This window comes from Chitinophaga jiangningensis, assembly GCF_900142605.1.
GTDB classification, from domain to species: domain Bacteria; phylum Bacteroidota; class Bacteroidia; order Chitinophagales; family Chitinophagaceae; genus Chitinophaga; species Chitinophaga jiangningensis.
Genome location: NZ_FRBL01000001.1, coordinates 386,212 through 402,021 on the forward strand (window position 1 = coordinate 386,212; position 15,810 = coordinate 402,021).

Below are 15,810 nucleotides of genomic sequence, written 5' to 3' on the forward strand. Positions count from 1 at the left end.
GTGTGATTATTTTTCGAGATAGGCCTGCGCATAGGCAACCCAATCATCCGTATCCTTTATTATTACCGCCGGTTTTACACCTGCGTTATCCACACCCTGCCCTTTATCAATCCTTCTGTTTCTGCTGGTAGGGTAGCCTACTACAAAAGGCAGCGTTTTGAATCTGGCAACACGTACATTGGCATAATCAGCGATACCTGCGCTGGGTGCGCCCATCAGGGTAGTCTTCTTACTTTGCTTTGCCTGTAATAAAAACTCTTCTGTGGTGCTGGCACAACCTCCATCCATCAGCACTACCACTTTTTTAGGTGCCGGGTTGGTTGCGGTCACTTTTTTCCAGGTATCCCTGGAAATAGGTACCATCTTGCCTTTGTTGGCAGCCATCGTATCCACTACCTTTTGCAGCGCTGCTTTTGTATCTTCCGGTAAGCCTACTTTCAGCAGTTCCTTCCAGCTGTTAATATTATCTTCTGTAGCCCAAACATCAGCACCGGTGATGCGGATGGAGTCCGTGTACAGCAATGGGCTTACTGCAGCAAAGGCAGCGTCGCTGCCGCCACCATTACCACGTACATCTATGATCAGGTTCGGATGGGCAGCAATGTCTTTATTATTAGCTTTCATTACACTGTCGATGGCATCCAGCTGATCCTGTTCAAAAGAAGCCATGCGCAGGTAATAGGTTTTATCAGAGAGCTTTTTCACGAATGTTGCAGGGGTAGTAGTTGCCGCCTGGAGGTTCCCCGGCTTAAAACCGGCACTTTCCCTGATCCACTTGCCAAAGGAGTTACTGTTGGTCACCAGGCTGATATTTTTCAACAGCCCCATGTCCGTGTATTCGAAACCGTTAAACACATAGTTAACCGTATCGTATTTCAATTCCATCAGGATATCTCCCTTACGCCATTTATTATCGTACGACACCAGCACCTGTGCTACGTAATCCCTGAATTTATTTTTTGATTCGGTAACGGCCATGCGCACGGTACCTTCTTCATTCCAGAAGATCCCTTCCGGGCCTGTGGAAGTTTTCAGTCGGGTGATGGTCCACGCGCTGAGTGGTACTGATTCCACTTCCTTTCTGGCGGCACGGGCGCGGGCAATTTCAGGCAGCGCATGCCGGCTATCGTCCGCAGGGCGGTCCAGGATCAGGTGGCCGTCATGGAAAAAATCGATGTACTGTTTTACAAGAAACAGGCAGTAGGTAGGCCGTACCGCCTCAGGAGCCAGTTGTTGCAGGCTGCTTACCAGGCTATCGTAGGATTTCCTGCCGTATTGTTTCACTTTATCATTGAATCCGGAATAATTGGTTTCCACTTTTTGCCTGATGTACTTGAATTCAGCAGCACAATCGCAGGCGGGAGCCTGTGCGTAGGCGCTGCCGGCTGTCATCAGCAGGATAAATATGGATAACTTAATTTTCATAGGAGGCATTGGTTTATTACAAAATAAGGCTTTTCACACCTCAAATATGGGAATTTTTTGTAATTAATCAAGATTTTCCTCGTCCAGCGGTTCACCTTTTTGCATTTCCAGGATTCTTCTTTTTACACCCGGATGCAGGATAAGGCCTACCAGCATACCGCTGATGAGCCCTCCGATATGCGCAGCATTGTCGATACCGCCACTGAGGCCCCAGAGCAGGTTATAGCCAATCAGCATCAGGATGTTATAAAGTTGCCGTTTGGCGTATTCATTTTTATAGGCTTTGGCCAGAAACACCACGCACATTCCAAACAGGCCGAATATAGCGCCGGAGGCGCCCACGCTTACCGTATCCGGATGCCAGGCAATGCTGGCTGCGCTGGCCACTATGCCGGCTGTAAGATAGGCGATTAGCAGGCGCTTACCGCCGAGCAGTGGTTCCAGAAAGGCACCTGCGAACACCAGTCCAAACATATTGGAGGCCATATGCACCAGCCCACCATGCAGGAAGGTGCTGGTGAGTAACCGCCACCATTGCCCGTTAATGGTATAGGGCCGGTAGTTGGCGCCCCAGTGCAGCAGGTCATCTGCCCGAAAGGCCATCACTCCCAGTCCGCTCACTACCATGAGCAAATACACGCCAATATTTAAGTACATCAGTGCCGGCGTTACATAATAACCCTTATGTGGTTTAAAAAAGGAGGGCTGCTGAGGAGGCACCGGCCGTTGCCGCGTTTCCGTATGTGCGTGCCCGTGATCAGCAGTGTGCGGCGTGTGCCAGTCGTTGCCATACGGCTGTTCACGGGGTTTTATTTTTGTGTAGATAATAATGGCCGCCCAGATCACAAACGCTAAAATAAAGGCCAGTATCGTCCAGAGTATGGAAGGCGTATGCTGTGTAAAATCCCCGGACTGTGGTTGCAGCAGGATGCTACCGCTACCGGCGAAGGGCTTGTTTTCATGGATGGCTGCCAGCCAGGCATCCTTATCCTGACCACCGGGTACTTTTTCCAGATAGCTGAAATTATTGACTTCGAGGCGGTCAAACTTGTGCTGGCTTTCGTTTGCAAACTGCCGGAACTCTTTTTCCTTTTGCTCCGGGCTCAGTTTATTCGACACCGTTTTACTATACTTAAGTGCATACCAGGCTACTGTTTTATGACTGCTGGTATCCGCCGGCTTATCGAAAATGGGCAGCACTACGTAGAGGTACATTTTAAAATCCTCATTCAGCTTACCACTGATTTCCGCATCATTCACCACGCCTGCATTGGCTTTGTCTATATAGGTTTGGGAGAGATGATAATATTTCGTTGGGGGTAGTTTTGTAATGTCTGAAATTACCTGCAAGTTGGTCAGTTTGCCGGTAGCAGCAATCAGATAGGTCTGGGCCAGTACTGTTGGTACGCTGATAGCAAGCCAGAGGTACATCTGAATCAGAAAGACTTTATTCTCCGGATTTCTCAGCTGTAGTTTTAGCAATCGTTCTCTGAAAAATAGCAAAACAGGAATCCAGGCGAGCCCCATTGGCGCCCAGTAATTGAGCACGTCCTGGTCGGCCGCAAACAGTTCCATTCTTATGAAAAACAGCCAGTGGCAGGCAGAGTATAACAATAAGAATGACAACGCTACTATCAGGTACGGCCATACGAAAACCCGTAATTTCTCTTTCAGCTGATCCATGTTGATACCATTTGGGTTAGCGCAAAATACGGATTTTCGCTTACCCTACAGCTTATTGGAGTATTCTTCCAGCGTCTTTCTCTCTTCGCTGGTTAAGCTGATCATGCCTTTGCGCTGGATCTTTTCCAGTATGGCATCCACCTGTTTTTCCCGATGGGCTCTTTCCATCCGGTACTTATCGTCGATACTCAGGTAAGGCTGGTGTTTTTGAAAGAAGTTATTGCGGATGAGCAATATGTAAGGCCTGGTGAGCACGATATAGATGAAAAAAATACAGGGCAGTAGTATCGCAGCAATAGAAAGATAATGTGCCCGCAGGATGGCCGGATACATGGCAATCATCAGTAGCATGCCGGTGAGAGCTCCCGCCAGGTGTGCTTCGTGGCCAATGTTATCCGACTTGGAACGGATGCCGTAAATCGAAATAAATATATACATGATCGCGTATAGCCATCCGGGTAAGGGAATAATTCCAAGGATGTTCACATACATATCAGGCATGTAGGCAATGGTGGCAAACACCACGCCCGCAACGGCGCCGCTGGCACCTACCGCACTGTAATCCGCATGATGGCGATGTATGAACAGCGCAAACAGCTGCCCCCCAATCAGACTGGCAAAGTAAATCAAAAACAGCTGCCATGCTGAAATGGCGTACACCATATCTACCCCAAAAAAATAAAAGGTGAGCATGTTTACCGCCAGATGTCCCCAGCCCACATGCAGAAAGCCCGCTGTAAGTACGCGCCAGTATTGACGTTGCAGCAATACCTTCTCCACCACAAACTGATATTTGTAAAAGAAATTTTTATTGCGAAATCCTATAGCGGAAAAAATCACATTTGCAAGGAGCAGCAAAATCACGACCAGCGTGGCATTCATAGGTAAGGTTTTAAAATGGGTTGATGCTGTAAAGTTGCAAATATTTTCTTTTTTTAAAAATAATTTTGGTGGAATGAAATTATTGTTGCTATATTTGCAACCCCAAACGGGGAACAAAAACGGCTCAAAAGGCCGCCAGTAGTGAGGATCAGTAGTTCAGTTGGTTAGAATGCCGCCCTGTCACGGCGGAGGTCGCGGGTTCGAGTCCCGTCTGGTCCGCAACAACAACACAAGGAATGGACATCAGGTCTGTTCCTTTTTTTTCTCTCTTTACGGGCAGGTTCCAGAGCGGCCAAATGGGGCGGACTGTAAATCCGCTGTCTACGACTTCATAGGTTCGAATCCTATCCTGCCCACACTTTCTACCCTGTGGAACAAAAAAAATGGAGACCAAAAGTCTCCATTTTTTTTATGCCTAATACAACACGCGGAAGCTGATCGTATTATCTACTTTCTTCAAAGCTTTCAGCAACACCTTATCATAATCCGAACGTATATCCGCAATCACATAACCAATATGATCATTGGTCATCAGGTACTGCGACACGATGTTAATCTGATGGTCGGCAAACACCTGGTTAATGTTCGCCATTACACCGGGTACATTTTTATGCACGTGAATGCAGCGGTGCACCCTGGATAATGCCGGCAGCTGAATGTTCGGGAAATTCAGGCTCTTAAAGGAATCGCCGTTATTGATAAAACCGGTGATACGCTTCAGCACCGATGCAGGCTTTTTAAAATCATCAAATACAATCACCCCTTTTTGTGTGCAGGCAGCCACCGGAACAGCTTTAGCTGCATTCCCCAGATAGGCAATCAGCTTTAGTTTAGCAGCCGCTTCCAACACCTCCTCTCCTATCTTTTCTTTTCCTCCGGCAACAATGATGCGTGCTTTCACTACATTGCTGCTATCCAGCTTTTCTACCTGTTTTACGGTATATCCTTCCTTTTTCAGCTGTTTAACTACCTGGTCCGGCACCTGTGATGTTACTACGCAATTGATTCTGTTTTTAGGGTAGGAAATAGCCGCAGGCAGGTTGTTGATGTACAGGAACTCATCCAGACTTGGCGTTACGTGATCCGCTTTTTCTACCACCGACTTACGGGCCACATTCTCTGTAAATGCGTAGAACTTTTTGATCATGCCGAACTCCTTCAGCTGAAAATCGGAATAGCCATCGCCAATACCATGAATTTCTCCCTGCAGCTGCAGTTCCTTTAGCAGCTTCACCTTCCCGCCTTCAAATGAAAGCGGATTAGCTTCATCATAACCGATGATTTTACCTGATTCATCAAACACGAATGTGTTGGCGTAAATATTTTCCTTGCGGATATGATAAGGCAATACTACCGGTGTAATAAATTCTTTAAAGCCGCCAGATACGATCAATACATCGTCAGCATGGTGTTTAAAGAAATTTTTATTTCTGGCGAAAGATGGAGATACGAGCTTTTTCAGGTGTTTCACGAGCAGCTTCAGGTGCTCTTTGTTAGCTTCCAGCAGCTTTACTCTGCCTGCCAGACTTTCTCTGAACGACAACTTCCCCTCCATTGCCTGGTTGGTGAGGTCTTCTATTTTTTTATAAATAAGCTCACGGTCCGGATGATCCTGCAATGAAATGCGGGCCAATTCATCCAGCGCCTCTACCTGCGTAAAGGTGCTGTCGAAATCTATGATGTAGTACTTTTTATTCACTGACGCCTGATTTTTAGATAGGAGCACAAAAGTAATAATCAGGCGTTGCTTTTTTCGGAGAATGTTTAGCAGTGCTTAATAATAAGTTAACATATATCTTTTTTGCTACGGGATATCTTTGCGCCCAAAAAAATGAAGAAGCTATTGCTGCTGGGCGCGCTACTGGCCGCCGGCGTTAGTACATACGCACAAAAAGCATCACACGTGGTGCTGATTACCATCGATGGTTTCCGCCCTGAGTTTTATACCGATGCCTCCTGGGGCATGTTTAACCTGCGTCACCTGAAAGATAACGGGGTGGCTGCTGACGGCGTCAACTGTATCTTCCCCAGTGTTACCTATCCTGATCATACTTCCATTATCACCGGTGTAACACCTGCCAAACACGGTATTTTTTACAACGCCCCATTTGAGCCTGCCGGCGCTACCGGCCGCTGGTACTGGCACTATGAAGCTATTAAAACTCCGACGCTATACGACCTCGTACGCCAAGCCGGCAAAACTTCCGCCAACGTCATCTGGCCGGTTACGGTAGGTGCACCGGTGGATTATAATGTACCGGATATCTGGCCGGTAGGGGGAAATAAAGACCGCCGTGAGCTGACCGCCTCCGTTTGTACGCCGGCCACCCTTTGGAAAGAGGTGCAGGAGAATGCTACCGGCACCATGGCCGCCGCAGATATCACGATGGAAAACGGGGAGCTGATCATGGATGAAAACGTGGCCCGCATTGGTGCTTATCTGATCCGCACCTATAAACCCGCCCTCACCACACTGCACCTTCCCTGCGCCGACCACTACGAACATGAGGAAGGCCGCGATGGCCTGCTGGTCCGCAAAGCCGTAGCCGGCGCCGACAGAGCACTGGGCACTGTTATCGAATCGCTCAAGCGTGCAGGCATATACGATAGCACCGTCATCATCGTAACCGGCGACCATGGCTTCGTGAACGTAAAACAGATTTTTTCGCCCAACATCCTCCTGGCTAAAAATAGCCTGATGAATAATATTGCTGCCGGCGACTGGAAGGCGCAATTCCACACCAGTGGCGGCGCAGCATTTCTGCACCTGAAAAACAAAAACGATGTAGCCACACTCAACAAAGTGAAAGCACTGCTCCACACATTGCCGGCAAACCAGCAGGCCATGTTTAAGATCATTGATCAGCAACAGCTGGCTAGCGTGGGCGCTGATCCAAATGCCGCCATGGCATTGGCTGCCAGCGATGGCGTGAACATTTCAGGGACGGTAAAAGGTGAACTGGTGAAAGCCGGTAAAGGTGGCGCACATGGCTACTTCCCCGACTTCAGGGACATACAGACCGGCTTCGTTGCCTTTGGTCCCGGCCTGAAAAAAGGAGTGGTGGTAAAGGAAATGAAGGTAACGGATGTGGCGCCGGTAGTGGCTAAGCTCCTGGGATTATCCTTTGGTGAAATCGATGGCAAGATACCTGCGGGCATCCTGCAATAAAAAATCAAGACCGGGGGCTGAGTTAAAAGTAATGATCAGCCCGAACTTATTCGGGTACCTGCCGGGAACCTATAATCACTTAGTCGATTCTCAGCACTTTCATTTAACTTTTGCCCCCGGTTGTACTATTCAAACTCGTACGCAAAATTCAGCACCACCCGGTTGCGTTCATCCGGGTTGATGGCCAGGTATCTGGCTACTTCTGCAAATACATATTTCTTAATATCATTTTTTACGGCTGCGGCCTCCAGCCGCCACTTTCCTGGCCCAACAAACTCCAGTCCCTTCCCCCTTACCGCAGCAATGAGGATCATACTTTCCACCAGTTTCTTTTTACTGATGCGGATTTTAGTTTTGGTGATCAGCGCGGCCTCTTTGATCGCCATAATAATACCATCCTGTACCCCTTCTATCAGTGCACCGCCGAGAAACAACTCGTAGTGGTTGGCAAAAGATCGTACATACGAGGTCGTTAGCCACAGCGGCTGATAGCAAAAGCTTACCTGGTATACATAGTCGCGAATGGCCGCCTTCAGGTCGAGCCGGAAAAACGGGCTCGCGTGCGGATGCTGTGCTATGGCGGTATCCAGCAGGCGACTGACACCCTGCGGATAACGGAACACATTTCGCTTATGGTCCTGTCGGTGGTCTTCCACAATAATTTTAACACCCGGGTACAGGTAGGCAAACTTTTGCATCAGGGCTGCTGTTTGCTCATAGTCGGGTATAAAGTCATGAAATATCAACGGATCAGGTGTAAACTCTATGGCTACCTTGCCGGGCGTGTCCTCACCCGGCTTTGCATTAAGAATGTATTCCCCCTGTTTACTATCGAGCGTGAGCACATCAGCCAGGTGATGGATCTCCAGTTCCGCGTGCAGGCTCAGCGCTACTATAATGGCTACCGGCAGGGAATTGGTTTGTTGCATATCCGGCTGATCCAGGTTATAGATACAGTTAATTAATCCGGCGGTGGCTACTTTTTTAGCAGTCATGCGGATCGCATTGGTTTTCAGGAATTCAATCTCAATGGTAGTATCAGTCGTGATCTCAGTTAACATCTCTTCCAATACAAACTCCAGCATGTTGGCAAAACCGGTAAAGTGCAGGTTTCCGACAAACATGGCTGGACGTCTGCGTATCAGCTCACTCAATTTGTTGGCTCGGGTATCCATCTCATTAAAAGGGTCAAAATCAAAAAATAAAAATACAATATCAAATGTTCAACGGGATTTCTCAGATAATCCCGTATTCTTATCGTGATAGCAGATAAAAGGCTGCTCAAAATAAGGAATAACACAGTTACATCACCGTTATTTATTCGGGAATATGATGTATGTAATATTACTATCGTCATTTTTTAAGGAAGAAAGGGGGAGTTAACAGCAAAAAAAAGGCCGCAACAACGTGCGGCCTTCTTCAAAGAGATATCTTTTAATTTTAGTTATATAGCGGATTTTGTTTCAGTTTAGTATTTGCATCCAGCTCTGTTTGTGGTAGCGGCAGCAGTAATTGGTAATCTTCTACTTTATGTCCGAGGGACTGCTGTACTTCCTTGTACTTGCCTAACCGGATCAGGTCCCATCTGCGGTGACCTTCCACGCACAGCTCGCGGGAGCGGTCTTTCACCAGGGTATCCACAAATGCCTGGGCATTAGGTGTGTTGGTCAGGTTCAGCTGGAACTCAGGTGCAGTGAGGCCCGCACGTTTCCTTACGGCGTTGAGGCCGTCGAACTTGGCAGGATCTGCCGGGTTCAGGTTGTTCATCGCTTCCGACTGCATCATCAGCACATCTGCGTAACGCAGGATCAGCCAGTTGTTACGGGCGTTGTTACTGTTTTTAGCCCATTGTGCATCCCGGTATTTATAGATAAAAGGATCAACAGTTTTGGAGCCGTCGAAGTTGGACAGGTTCCAGGCTTTACGGGTATCGGCCGCAGAGAAGTAAGCGTTTTGGTAAAACTGCTGGGTGGTGAGGAAGGAACCAGAGCCACCGAGGCCGGCCGGAGAAAACATCCTTACGATGATATTCTGCGTGGTACCGGAGCCGTTTGCACCAAACTGCACACTGAAAATGTGCTCAGCGCCATTCTCCTTATCACAGTCAAATACATCTGCGTATTTATCCAGGAGTTTATAGAGGCCGGAACCAATCACCTTGTTACACTCATCCAGTGCATTCTGGTTGTCGGCAGCATCTTTCCACTGTGTGCTGTTGCGCTGCAGGTATACCCTTGCCAGCATGGCAGAAGCCGCACCGGAAGAAACCATGCCTTTGAGTGTTATTTTATTTTCAGGAAAGCAGTTAGCTTCTGCGTATTTAAGGTCTTCAATCGCCTGTTTATAAATGGTACCTCCGTCTGTACGGGGGAGATACATATTAGGATCATTGAGGGAGGTAACAGGACTGAGCACCAAAGGCACGTCCCCAAAGCTCCTTACCAGGTCGAAATAGGCCATACCCCGCATGAAATATGCATTACCAAGCAGGTTCTTTTTCTGCGCTTCATCCATTTGAATGGCCGGCACATAGGCAATGATATCATTAGCACGGGAAATCAGCTTGTAGCTGTTTTGCCACCAGTTTCTGATTTCCACATTACCCGCCGTATAAGTAATGTTAAACATTTCCAGTCGCTCAGGAGTTTGCCCGGCAATTGGTTGTAAGGCATCGCCGGAGCATTCCGTGATGACGTAAATAGTACGCTGATAATAAGCCTGTGGCTGTAAGGCACTGAGCAAGCCGTTTACAGCAGACTGCGCATCGCTGGCATCATTATAAGCCGTTCCGTTAATCAGAAAACCCTCCGGTACCTCATCCAGCCCTTTTTTGCACGAACCAAACATGGCGGCTGCTGCCAATAATATGATGGAAATTTGTTTTTTCATTTTTAATTAGTTTTCTCTGTGAATACAATTTTTAGAATCCGAACTTAACACCTACCGTATAGGTTCTGATGTTTGGATAAGGGTTGTAGTCAATATTTAGAGAAGTATAGTTACCAAAGGAATTAGCATACGTATTCACTTCCGGATCAAAACCGGAATAGTTGGTGAAGGTATACAGGTTCTGTACAGTAGCGTAGATGAGTGCTGACTTGAATACATCTTTGGTGATTTTAGGCAGTGGTAACTGGTAAGAGAGCGTTACGGTTTTGATGCGGAGGAAACTTCCGTCTTCCACAATATCACTGGTAACGTTGGATGCTCTTCTTAAACCGCTTCCGATGGCTGGCAGCGTATTGCTGGTGCCTTCGCCATGCCAGCTGTCAGTAGCTACATAAGCGAACTTGTTACTGTACACGGCACCGTTTTCCATTTCAATACGGCTTACGTTCAGGATATCCTGGCCCTGTACCCCTTGCAGGAAGATGCTGAGTGCCCATGGGCCATATTTCAGGTTACTGGTAAAGCCATACGTAAATTTAGGCAGTGCATGACCAATAATCACCCTGTCTTTATCCGCGGAGAGTACACCGTCACCATTCTGATCTACATAAATCGGATCACCTGGTTTTACGGTTTGTTTAGTGCCACTGGCTTTAATCTGATCGTCCGACTGCCAGATGCCACCAAACTGGTAACCGTAGAAGGAGCCGATGGACTCACCCACTTTCAGGATACCTGAGTTTTGACCACCCGGAAATACGGAGGAGCTTACGTTACCCTGCGGGATATTATCCTGGCCACCTAAGCTTTTAATCTTGTTCCTGTTGGTAGCAATATTGAATGAGGTAGTCCAGTTCCATTGGCCCGTTTCTACGTTCACACTGCTTAATCCCAGTTCATACCCTACGTTTTCCACTTTACCGATATTGGCCATTACAGTAGTAAAGCCGGAAGTGGAAGGGATAGTTCTGCTAAACAGCAGGTCCGACGTTTGCTTATTGTAGTAATCAGCAGTAACTGTCAGCCTGTTATTCCATAACCCCAGGTCAAATCCGAAGTCAAAGGAACTGGTGCTTTCCCATCCCAGATCAGGATTAGGGAAGTTATTGGGAGAAGTACCCACCACACGGCCCTGACTCAGGATATAAGAGTTAGTAGTGTATTGCTGTAAGGAGAGATAGGGGTCAATACTCTGGTTACCCACCGTACCGTAGCTGATACGGGCTTTCAGATCAGATATCTGTTTTACATTTTTCAGGAATTCCTCATCCGATACTCTCCATGCAAATGCACCGGATGGATAGTAACCCCATTTTTTATTCGGGCCAAATTTAGAAGTACCATCCGCACGCATGCTCACGGTAAAGAGGTATTTATCCATCAGGCGATAGTTAATTCTTCCGAGGTACGACTGGATCGCATATTCAGTAGGCTGCACCCTTACCGGCACTGCGGTACCAACACTCATGTTGGTAGTACCGTATTTGTTAGTAGTCAGGTTATTGATTGTGTTGGTTGATCCTTCGGTTCTCCACAGCTGATAGGTATAACCAACCAATGCGGTGATGGCATTATTTTTATTGATGGCTTTGTCGTAGGTAAGCGTATGCTCTGTGAGGTAGTTATAGGCTACCCTGCTTTCGATGGAGGCGAGACCTTTATCCTGCGCTCCCCAATAAGTAGTGGTAGGGTGGAAGATATCTTCCCGGGCGGTTCTGTATTCACCACCCAAAGTAGACCTGAGTTTCAGCCCTTTGATGATTTCCCATTCGCCGAACATATTGGCAAAAGTGCGCATCTCTTTCTGCTTATCCGTGTTCAGCATAGCATTGGCTACAGGGTTACCGATCTGGGAAAGGAGATCAGCATTGGCACCTACGAATGTATAGCTGCCGTCCGGATTATAAACAGGACCAACAGGGCTGATGCGCATGGCATCCAGCAGGGTACCACCGGTAGAACCACCGTTGGAGTTGATGGCTGCCAGGCCCTGTGTATTATAAGAGATAGAGGAATTGATACCTAAGCGTACTTTTTTACTGATATCACGGGTGAGGTTAAACCTTACGGTTCCCCTTTTATAGCCTGAGTTGATGATAATCCCCTGCTGATCGAAATAGCTCGCACCCAGGAAGTATTTGGTTCCTTCACTTCCTCCGGAGAGAGAAACGTTCGCATTGGTTACCGGCGCGGTACGGATAATTTCATCCAGCCAGTTGGTACCTTTACCCAGGGTATCCAGGCCGGCTTGTGTATATACAGGTGCTTTGCCCTGGTAAGCCTGTACCGTGTTGAGGTAGTTACCAAACTGGGTGGCGTCCATCATCTTCAGCATTCTTGATACTTCCTGCATACCACGGTAGAAATCTACCGACACGGTGTTTCTGCCAGCGGAACCTTGTTTGGTAGTGATGATCACCACCCCGTTGGCACCACGGCTACCGTAGATGGCGGTGGCGGAAACATCTTTCAATACATCCATGGTAGCGATATCGGAAGGGTTGATGGTGGTGATATCAGCACCGGCATAACCATCAATCACATACAGTGGATCGCTGCCGGCGGTGATGGAGTTAGTACCACGTACCCGCACGGAGAAGGAGGCCCCTGGCTGCGCATTGGTTTGCGTTACCTGCACCCCGCTCACCTGCCCTTGCAGCAGCTGGCTGGTACCAAATACCGGTGATTTCTCGGTATTGGCAATGGGAACGGAACTGATGGAACCGGTAAGATCTTTACGTTTAGCAGTACCGTAACCTACTACCACTACGTCCGACAATGATTTCACTGCTTCCTTCAAAACAATGGTTACATTATCAGCTGTGGCCGTATACTGCAACGGTTCATATCCGATAGAAGATAGTTGCAGCACTGCTTTGGTGCCTGCCGGTATGTTTAATGTAAACGTACCCTCTCCGGATGTGACGGTGGCTACTTTTGTGCCGGCAACCTGGATGGTTACTCCTGGCAGGGGGCTGTTATCCACCCCGGTTACTTTTCCTGTGAGCTTCTTTGTTTGGGCCGAAGTAGCGAGGACGCCAAACAGCATCATAACGATTAAAAGGAATTTACGCGAGAACATAGCTCTGCTTTTAGTGTAATTTTTATTGAAAGGCTAATATTTTGTACCAGTAAGGTTAAATGTAACAGCAATTCGGTTGACTCCTGAAAAATTCTACGGAAACGTTTGCATAAAACATCAAATTGCGCTAAATTAGTATCAGGTCCACAGAGTATGAAAAAGAGGTAAAGTCTTATGAGTGCAATCACCATTAAAATGCTTGCCAGGGAGTTAAACCTGGCAATATCCACAGTATCAAGGGCGCTGATGGATAGCTATGAGATCAGTGCAGAAACAAAAGAGAAGGTACATGCATTGGCCCGACAGCTAAATTACCAGCCAAATCACTATGCCAGCAGTTTACGCCGCCAACGCAGCAAAACTATTGCAGTGATCATTCCTGAAATTTCCAATAACTTTTTTTCCCACGTAATCAATGGTATAGAAGCCATCGCACAGGAAAAAAACTATCATGTACTTATTTATTTCACCCACGAAAATCAGCAGAAAGAAGCGGAAGTAATTCAGCATTTACTGAGCGGCCGGGTAGACGGTATTCTCATGTCCATGGCGGGAAACACCAGTAATATCCAGCACCTGCACCCGATCCGGGAACAGGGCATACCCATCGTGTTTTTCGACCGGATTTGTGCCGATCTGGACGCGCCCACCGTTACCACAGATGATTTTGACAGCAGCCTGCTGGCCACTCATCATCTGATGGAGGTAGGATGTAAGAAAATTGCGTACCTCTCCATCTCCCCGCACCTGTCGATCGACTGCAAACGTATGCAGGGATTTCAGCAGGCCATAGCCACCAAAAATGGAAATGTAGCGTCCTTACTGCTGCCTTGCAGCACTGACCCACAGCGTAACCAGGAGCTGATAACCAATATGCTGGCCACTGAAAAGCCGGATGGCATTTTTGCTTCGGTGGAAAAACTGGCCATCACCAGCTACCATGCCTGCGCATCGCTGGGACTCGCCATCCCCGCTGATGTGAAGATACTCAGCTTCTCCAACCTGGAAACTGCCAGCCTGTTAAATCCGGCACTTACCACCATCATTCAGCCTGCACATGATATGGGCAAAAGTGCGGCCACTGTGCTGTTTAATATGCTGGAAAAAAGGAAGACCAGGAACTGGGAACGGAATACCGTCATCCGCTCTTCGATGATTATACGCAGATCTACACAAATAGCGAGATAAAAAAAGGTTCCGCATAAAATGCGGAACCTTTGTCACAAAACCGAAGGTTTTGCTATATCATTAAAAATCTACTTTTTTCTTATCACGCTTATCATTCTGATAACGCTTCTTGTGCATGTTCCTTGGCTTAGGCCTGCGCGGATCGGCCTTAGGTGCATCCGGGTTTGCACTCCTCGCTTCCATATTTGCTGCTTCCTCAAAAGGATGGCGCAAAACAGTGATTTCCTGTTTGGTAAGACGGTGGATGCTCTTCAGGTAGGCTCTTTCCTCATGATCACAGAAGGATAGTGCAATGCCGGAAGCGCCGGCCCTTCCTGTACGACCAATACGGTGCACATAAGTTTCGGCCACATTTGGCAGGTCGTAGTTGATCACATGTTCCAGCGCGTCTACGTCGATACCTCTGGCGGCAATATCAGTAGCTACCAGTACGCGCATACGGCCACTTTTAAAGTTGGCCAGCGCCATTTCCCTGGAAGACTGTGATTTATCACCATGCAACGCATCGGCATTGATGCCGCGGCGCTTCAGGTTTTTAGCTATCCTGTCCGCTCCATGCTTGGTTTGTGTAAACACGATGGTACGGTCAATTTCCTTGTTTTTCAGAATCAGCTCCAGCAATGCCTGTTTATCCTTTTTGCGGATGTAATACACCCCCTGCTCCACCCTTTCGGCTGTGGAAGACACCGGCGTTACGGTCACCTTTTCAGGTTTATAGAGTAAGGAATTAGCCAGCTGAGAAATCTTAGGTGGCATGGTAGCCGAGAAAAACAGGGTTTGTCTTTCTGTAGGCAGCTCCTTAATAATTTTTTTGATATCGTTGATAAAGCCCATGTCCAGCATACGGTCCGCTTCATCCAGCACAAATACCTCGAGGTAGTTCAGGTAGATGATACCCTGGTTCATCAGGTCGAGTAAACGGCCCGGAGTAGCAATCAGGATATCTGTACCGCTGCGCAGAGAGATCACCTGTTTATGCTGTGGTACCCCACCAAAGATTACATCATGTTTCAGACCCGTATGCTTTCCATAAGCGGTAAAGCTGTCACCGATCTGGGAGGCCAGTTCGCGTGTAGGCGTGAGGATGAGTGCACGGATATGCTTATACCCCGCAGACGACCAGTTTTCGTTATACAGTCGCTGTAAAATAGGAATGGCAAAAGCTGCCGTTTTACCGGTACCGGTTTGGGCGCAGCCTAACAAATCTTTTCCGGTTAATACAATTGGAATGGATTGTTCCTGGATCGGGGTTGGGGTCGTATAGCCTTCAGCTTTTACGGCTTTTAAAATGGGCTCAATAAGCCCTAATTGCTCAAATTGCATGTTTAATAATTTAACCCGGGATGTGCGTCGGGGTTGACCGGATTAGCTATTACAAAAAATGTGAAAGTTTATCTGGTCTGTTATGAATATGTTACAGGTCTAAAATCCTGTACAGATGACCAATGAGGAGAGCAAGTTTTTCAGGTTGTATGCTATTATCTCAAAAGAC

10 protein-coding genes and 2 tRNA genes are annotated in these 15,810 nt (G+C 47.6%); 4 read left to right on the plus strand and 8 right to left on the minus strand.

What is annotated here, in order from left to right; translation table 11 throughout:
* Nucleotides 1–6: 6 nt before the first annotated feature.
* The 3 genes from BUB18_RS01590 to BUB18_RS01600 form a co-directional block, all read right to left on the minus strand.
* Nucleotides 7–1,425, minus strand: coding sequence for a S41 family peptidase (locus BUB18_RS01590; RefSeq protein WP_073077364.1), 1,419 nt, complete (start codon nucleotides 1,423–1,425; stop codon nucleotides 7–9).
* 63 nt (nucleotides 1,426–1,488) lie between these two features.
* A complete protein-coding gene (locus BUB18_RS01595) occupies nucleotides 1,489–3,108 on the minus strand; it encodes a rhomboid family intramembrane serine protease (protein ID WP_073077366.1) in 1,620 nt (539 codons plus the stop codon).
* Nucleotides 3,109–3,153: 45 nt separating this feature from the next.
* Nucleotides 3,154–3,990, minus strand: a complete 837-nt coding sequence (locus BUB18_RS01600; protein WP_073077368.1) for a rhomboid family protein — start codon at nucleotides 3,988–3,990, stop codon at nucleotides 3,154–3,156.
* Nucleotides 3,991–4,135: 145 nt separating this feature from the next.
* Here BUB18_RS01600 and BUB18_RS01605 point away from each other — a divergent pair.
* Together BUB18_RS01605 and BUB18_RS01610 are read left to right on the plus strand one after the other, a co-directional pair.
* Nucleotides 4,136–4,209, plus strand: a tRNA-Asp gene (locus BUB18_RS01605).
* Between the two features lie 55 nt (nucleotides 4,210–4,264).
* Nucleotides 4,265–4,346: transfer RNA gene (locus BUB18_RS01610), tRNA-Tyr, on the plus strand.
* 59 nt (nucleotides 4,347–4,405) lie between these two features.
* Here BUB18_RS01610 and BUB18_RS01615 read toward each other — a convergent pair.
* Nucleotides 4,406–5,689, minus strand: coding sequence for an HAD-IB family phosphatase (locus BUB18_RS01615; RefSeq protein ID WP_073077370.1), 1,284 nt, complete (start codon nucleotides 5,687–5,689; stop codon nucleotides 4,406–4,408).
* 132 nt (nucleotides 5,690–5,821) lie between these two features.
* On the opposite strand from BUB18_RS01615, the gene BUB18_RS01620 reads away from it, so the two are divergent.
* Entirely contained in the window at nucleotides 5,822–7,159 is a 1,338-nt protein-coding gene (locus tag BUB18_RS01620) for an alkaline phosphatase family protein (RefSeq protein ID WP_073077372.1), read from the plus strand.
* Between the two features lie 125 nt (nucleotides 7,160–7,284).
* On the opposite strand, the gene BUB18_RS01625 is transcribed toward BUB18_RS01620, so the two are convergent.
* The 3 genes from BUB18_RS01625 to BUB18_RS01635 form a co-directional block, all read right to left on the minus strand.
* Nucleotides 7,285–8,283 (minus strand): DNA topoisomerase subunit B, encoded by a 999-nt coding sequence (locus tag BUB18_RS01625; protein WP_073077374.1) that lies wholly within the window; start codon nucleotides 8,281–8,283, stop codon nucleotides 7,285–7,287.
* A 316-nt stretch (nucleotides 8,284–8,599) separates the two neighbouring features.
* Nucleotides 8,600–10,048 (minus strand): RagB/SusD family nutrient uptake outer membrane protein, encoded by a 1,449-nt coding sequence (locus BUB18_RS01630; protein WP_073077376.1) that lies wholly within the window; start codon nucleotides 10,046–10,048, stop codon nucleotides 8,600–8,602.
* A 31-nt stretch (nucleotides 10,049–10,079) separates the two neighbouring features.
* Nucleotides 10,080–13,130 (minus strand): SusC/RagA family TonB-linked outer membrane protein, encoded by a 3,051-nt coding sequence (locus BUB18_RS01635; RefSeq protein WP_073077378.1) that lies wholly within the window; start codon nucleotides 13,128–13,130, stop codon nucleotides 10,080–10,082.
* A gap of 174 nt (nucleotides 13,131–13,304) precedes the next feature.
* Between BUB18_RS01635 and BUB18_RS01640 the strand changes: the two genes are divergently transcribed.
* The gene (locus BUB18_RS01640) at nucleotides 13,305–14,318 is read left to right on the plus strand and encodes a LacI family DNA-binding transcriptional regulator (RefSeq protein ID WP_073077380.1); all 1,014 of its coding nucleotides are present in this window, start codon (nucleotides 13,305–13,307) and stop codon (nucleotides 14,316–14,318) included.
* A gap of 60 nt (nucleotides 14,319–14,378) precedes the next feature.
* Here the strand turns inward: BUB18_RS01640 and BUB18_RS01645 are convergent, their stop codons facing one another.
* Nucleotides 14,379–15,641, minus strand: a complete 1,263-nt coding sequence (locus BUB18_RS01645; protein WP_073077382.1) for a DEAD/DEAH box helicase — start codon at nucleotides 15,639–15,641, stop codon at nucleotides 14,379–14,381.
* Between the last annotated feature and the right edge of the window lie 169 nt (nucleotides 15,642–15,810).